General features: G+C 47.1%; 6 protein-coding genes. All 6 read left to right on the top strand.

What is annotated here, in order from left to right; genetic code table 11:
- The coding region (locus tag MJZ26_14540; GenBank protein ID MCQ2106995.1) for a class I SAM-dependent methyltransferase at positions 1-724 on the top strand (724 nt) is incomplete at its 5' end.
- Positions 721-1,506 carry a ParA family protein gene (locus MJZ26_14545; protein MCQ2106996.1) on the top strand — a complete coding sequence of 262 codons (786 nt, stop codon included), beginning with the start codon at positions 721-723 and terminating at the stop codon, positions 1,504-1,506. The genes MJZ26_14540 and MJZ26_14545, both read left to right, overlap by 4 nt.
- Positions 1,507-1,514: 8 nt before the next feature.
- Positions 1,515-2,537, top strand: coding sequence for a ParB/RepB/Spo0J family partition protein (locus MJZ26_14550; GenBank protein ID MCQ2106997.1), 1,023 nt, complete (start codon positions 1,515-1,517; stop codon positions 2,535-2,537).
- On the top strand, positions 2,527-3,327 hold the full coding sequence (locus MJZ26_14555) for a M23 family metallopeptidase (protein MCQ2106998.1): 801 nt from the start codon (positions 2,527-2,529) through the stop codon (positions 3,325-3,327). The genes MJZ26_14550 and MJZ26_14555 overlap by 11 nt, the downstream gene beginning before the upstream one ends.
- A gap of 11 nt (positions 3,328-3,338) precedes the next feature.
- Positions 3,339-3,719, top strand: coding sequence for a polymer-forming cytoskeletal protein (locus tag MJZ26_14560; protein MCQ2106999.1), 381 nt, complete (start codon positions 3,339-3,341; stop codon positions 3,717-3,719).
- 353 nt (positions 3,720-4,072) lie between these two features.
- Positions 4,073-4,813 (top strand): metallophosphoesterase, encoded by a 741-nt coding sequence (locus tag MJZ26_14565; protein MCQ2107000.1) that lies wholly within the window; start codon positions 4,073-4,075, stop codon positions 4,811-4,813.
- The last annotated feature ends 100 nt before the right edge of the window (positions 4,814-4,913 follow it).

Raw genomic sequence — 4,913 nt, forward strand, 5'->3', positions numbered from 1 at the left:
TATGAAGTACTCTGAAAACGAAGAACAGAAGAATCTTTTGAACCAGTTCCTGGCCTCCAACGGAGTGGAATTGTCTGCTGACGTATTGGCAAAGTTGTATGCCTTTGCAGACCTCGTGGTTGAAACCAAGGAATACGGCAACTTGATTTCCGAGAAGGATTCTCAGAAGTTCTTGTCTCGACATATTGCCGACTCCCTGGTGCCTTATATGTATATAGGTAAATTGGTGGATCCTATCGCTGCGCTCCAGGATGACAGATTCAAAGTCCAGGATGACACCGCAAACTTTCGCGTAGATATACTCAGCAAGCTGAAGGGTAAGCGCTGGGCGGACATGGGTGCCGGTGCAGGTTGCCCCAGTTTTCCGTTGGCCATCGTCATGCCGGAAGTTCAGTTCTACGCAGTGGAACCCCGCAACAAGCGAGTGCAGTTCATGAACTTCGTCAAGGATCAGTTGCACCTGGACAACATGACTGTTGTAGGCAAACGTTTCGAAACTTCCGGCTTGGCCTATCTGGATTTTGTCAGTTGCCGCGCCCTCTCGACTTTTGAAAACGACTGGGAACGTGCCCAGCCGGGGCTCGCCCGTGGTGGTCAGTTTGTGACCCTAAAGAGTTATAACAATATCGTTCATCTGGAAAACGATCCTGCAGTACACATATATAAATATGCACTGCCCCAGGAAGAACAGGAATATGCCCTTGTTACAAGAGGTAACGAATGAGTAAAGTGATCGCTATATGCAACCAGAAGGGCGGCGTGGGTAAGACTACCACCGCCGTAAACCTGGCTGCAAGTTTTGCCGCCCTCGAAAAGAAGACTCTTCTGATCGATATGGACCCCCAGGGTAACGCATCCCAGGGTCTGGGTTTCAACGAGATGCAGGATGTGGATATCCACGAAGTCCTGAACCTGGCTGACAACCCGGATAACGTCACCTATGAAAATCTCAAGGAAGCAATTCTTGACACAAGCCTCGACTACCTGAAGGTCATCACCTCCGGACCGGACCTTGCCGTCATGGAAATCGAACTGGTGAACGCCATGAGCCGCGAACGTCGTCTCGAGCGCGTCATGAAAGTTCTTTCCCAGGAATTCGAATTTATCATTATCGATGCACCTCCCAGCCTGAACTTGTTAACACTGAATGTTCTGACTGCCGCTACCAGCGTACTTATTCCGGTGCAGTGTGAATATTATGCCCTGCAGGGTATGACTGAACTCTTCAAGACCATCCGCGAAGTCCAGAAGAACCTGAACAGCAACCTGAAAATTGAAGGTGCCTTGTTGACTATGTTCGACTCTCGCCTGAGCTTGTGCAAGCAGGTTGCCGAAGAAGTTCGTGAAAATCTCAGCGACACCGTATTCCAGGCAATGATTCCCCGTAACGTGAAGTTGAGCGAAGCTCCTTCCCACGGCAAGCCCGCCATCTTGTACGATGTACAGAGCAGCGGTGCCCAGGCATACATGAAGCTGGCTGAAGAAATTTTGAATAAGGATAAGTAGGTTTTATAATGGGTAAGAAATCTTTTTCTCTGGGTCGTAGCCTTGCTGATATCTTGAAGGATCATTCTGTAGAAACTCCGACCAATGTTCCTGAAAACAATCAACAGTCCGCTGCATCCGAAGCTGTTTCCAGTGAAACATCCGCTGCACCTGTTGATAACTCCCAGAAGATTATTGAAATCGACGTCAACTTGGTGGACCCCAATCCGTTCCAGCCTCGTAAGTCCTTCAACGACGACGAACTGGTTGAACTTGCGGAAACCATCGAAAAGCATGGCCTGATCCAGCCCATCGCTGTCCGCAAGGTTGGCGACCGCTACCAGATCATCAGTGGTGAACGCCGTACCCGCGCAACAAAGCTTGCCGGTCTTTCTACTATCAAGGCTCAGGTCTACGAAAATCTGGACGACAAGATCATGGGCGAATGGGCCCTTATCGAAAACATCCAGCGCGTTGATCTGAATCCAGTTGAAGTTGCACAATCCTATCAACAGTTGATCGATCTTCACGGCTATACTCACGACGATCTGGCTAAAACTGTTGGTAAGTCCCGCTCTGCAATCACCAACGCACTTCGCCTGCTGAAGCTGCCTGCCCAGGTTCTGGCCTGGATCCAGGAAGGCAAGATTTCTTCTGGTGCTGCTCGCGTGCTCTGCTCCGACAAGATTGACAATCCCGAAGAAATTGCACGTCGCGCCATCGAGGAAAATTTGAACGTCCGCCAGCTGGAAGCCCTTTCCCGCGGTGAAGACATTAATCCCGCAGCAGAACCCGTTGTTGAAGTTCATAGCGGTAATAAACCGTCAAATGTTTCAGGTGAAACTGACAACGGAAGCAGCACCGCCCAGCCGGCAGCGAAGCGTGAACTCAGTGCCGACCTTAAGCAGTTCGAAATCCGTCTTGAAACCTTCTTCGGCACCAAGGTCCAGCTGAACCCCAGCGCCGCAACCGAATCCAAGGGTACCATCGTCATCAACTACTACAGCATGGATGACCTGACACGTATTCAGGAGCTTTTGGGTGAAAGGTAAGTATTACACCATACAGATCATTCCGGAAGATTCCAACGGTATCAAGAAATACCGTGTATCCACAAAGTGGTTTGTATTCATCAAGATTTTCCTGGTACTGTTGATAGTTGCCTCCGGCGTGCTCATCTTCAAGATGGGCGACATCACCCGTACGCTTGTCCGTTACGACAAGATGCGCATGACCAACGCCCAGCTCATCAAGCAGAATCGAAACTACGAGGAACTGTTCTCCCGAATGGACTCCATCTGGGTTCTCGAAAGCAGAATCCAGAACATCTTTGAGACCTTCATGGAGAACGACGAAAACAAGATCAACAGCCTGATCGACAGAAACAAGTTCGCCCATGTTCCTTCGGAAAAGAACGAAATCGACTATGAGAACATTCACGGATGGGTTTCTCCCGAGGAAAAGCTCAAACTGGAACGAATTCCCAACGTCCTTCCTGTTGTTGGTATCGTAAGCAAGAAGTTTTCTGAAGAAAATGGTCACGGTGGTACCGATTATTCCGCACAATCAGGCAATCCTGTATTCGCATCTGGCAGCGGAACGGTAACTTTCGCATCAAATCTTGATGATTTGGGCAATACAATCATCATTGACCATCAAAATGGCTATGTTTCAAGCTATTCTCACCTAAAGGATATCCGAGTCAAGAAGGGAAAATCCGTAAGTAAGGGTGATATTATAGGATCTGTAGGTATGACCGGCAATGCAAGCGGTCCACACCTGCACTATACAATTAAAAAGGACGGCAAGGAGCTGGATCCTGAATCATTTTTCAATTACTAAGAGAGGTAAATATGGCTTCCAAAGAACAGGAAATTACCCAGATTGGTCATAGCGTGACCATCAAAGGCGATATCACCGGCAAGAGTGATGTCCGTGTTGCTGGAACGATCAATGGTAGCATTGCAATTGAAGGCGAACTGATCATTGAACGCCAAGGCTACATCGAAGGCGAAATCAAGACCAATTCTGCTGTCGTCGCCGGCTCTGTCAAGGGCAATATCGATTGTAACGAAAAGCTCGTCCTTGAAAGCAATTCCCAGTTCGTCGGTAACATCAAAACCAAGATGCTCATTATCCAGGAAGGCGCAATCTTCCAGGGTAACTGCCAGATGGGTGTACCTACAGCCCAAGCAAACGTAAAGGCTAGAGAACTTAAGGAAGTAGAAGCCTAATCAACACACTTACTAATTATCTCTACTTATTTATATAAATAGTATTAATAATTGGTTCGGTGAATAGTGAATAGATTTTTTGAGCAAACGTCATATCGGGTTGAAAAACAACAAGATACGAGATTAAACAGTCTGTTAAAAAATGTTGAAAACTTAAAATCTATTCACTTTTTTCAATGTTGATAAGTGTTGAAGGGTAGTTTTCAATATCAGTCAACAGGCCACCCACAAAAAGATGTTGAAAATTGCGGGAAATTCACAAATTTTGCCATGATTAGGGTCACAATAGTGAGAAAAAAATAATTTTCATACACTTATTGTAAGCCCTAGAAGCTATATTTTGAAGAAATTGTATGAGTTCTAAAGTTCTTAAAATAGGTCAGCTCACCGACTTACATATCGGTGATGATGAAAGCCTGGTGCAGGGTATTGATGTCCGCGCCAATTTCATGAAGGCCTTGCAGTCAAAGTCGCTAGAGGATATGGACCTCCTGGTTCTTTCCGGTGACCTTGCCAATGAGGACGGCGAACCGGGCGCATACAAGTATGTAGCTGAAGTAATCAAGGGTCTTAAGGTTCCCTGCTGTGTAATTCCCGGAAATCATGACCGCATCGATGTAATGGAAAAGTACCTGGACCTCAAGGGCAAGGTACATAATGGCAAGTGCTATTACCGTTATGATATTGCCGGTCGCAGCATCTTTTTCCTGGATAGCGCCTGTGGCACTGTTTCCGATGAGCAGCTGGTTTGGCTCAAGGAAGAGGCTGCCAAGGTGAAGGGTGAAATCCTGCTGTTCATGCACCATCCTCCTTGCTTCTGCGATCATCGTTTTATGGACTTGCGCTACCACTTGACCAACATGCTGGACGTGCAGTCTGTCTTGGAGTCCATTCCTAACCTGAACCATGTCTTTGTTGGCCACTATCACTCTGATTTCCAGGTGACGGCAGGTCGACTTCAGGTTCACGTGGCACCGGCTATCCAGATGCAGATTGACCCTAAGACCCCGTATTTTAACCTCAAGAGTACGAATCCGGGCTGGCAATCCATAAAATGGGGTGAAAATTTTGTAGAAACCGAAGTTTATTTCTAGATAACCCCTTGAAATATTCTTCATCATTAACTAACTTTGGAACAACTTTGGCGGCTTAGCTCAGTTGGTAGAGCGTCGGAATCATAATCCGCAGGTCTGT

It is taken from the genome of Fibrobacter sp., from assembly GCA_024398965.1.
GTDB lineage: Bacteria > Fibrobacterota > Fibrobacteria > Fibrobacterales > Fibrobacteraceae > Fibrobacter.

Excerpts from the sequence above, each read along its gene's own strand:
- MJZ26_14565 (MCQ2107000.1), top strand. The coding sequence starts at position 4,073 with ATGAGTTCTAAAGTTCTTAAAATAGGTCAGCTCACCGACTTACATATC.
- MJZ26_14550 (MCQ2106997.1), top strand. The coding sequence starts at position 1,515 with ATGGGTAAGAAATCTTTTTCTCTGGGTCGTAGCCTTGCTGATATCTTG.
- MJZ26_14560 (MCQ2106999.1), top strand. The coding sequence starts at position 3,339 with ATGGCTTCCAAAGAACAGGAAATTACCCAGATTGGTCATAGCGTGACC.
- MJZ26_14545 (MCQ2106996.1), top strand. The coding sequence starts at position 721 with ATGAGTAAAGTGATCGCTATATGCAACCAGAAGGGCGGCGTGGGTAAG.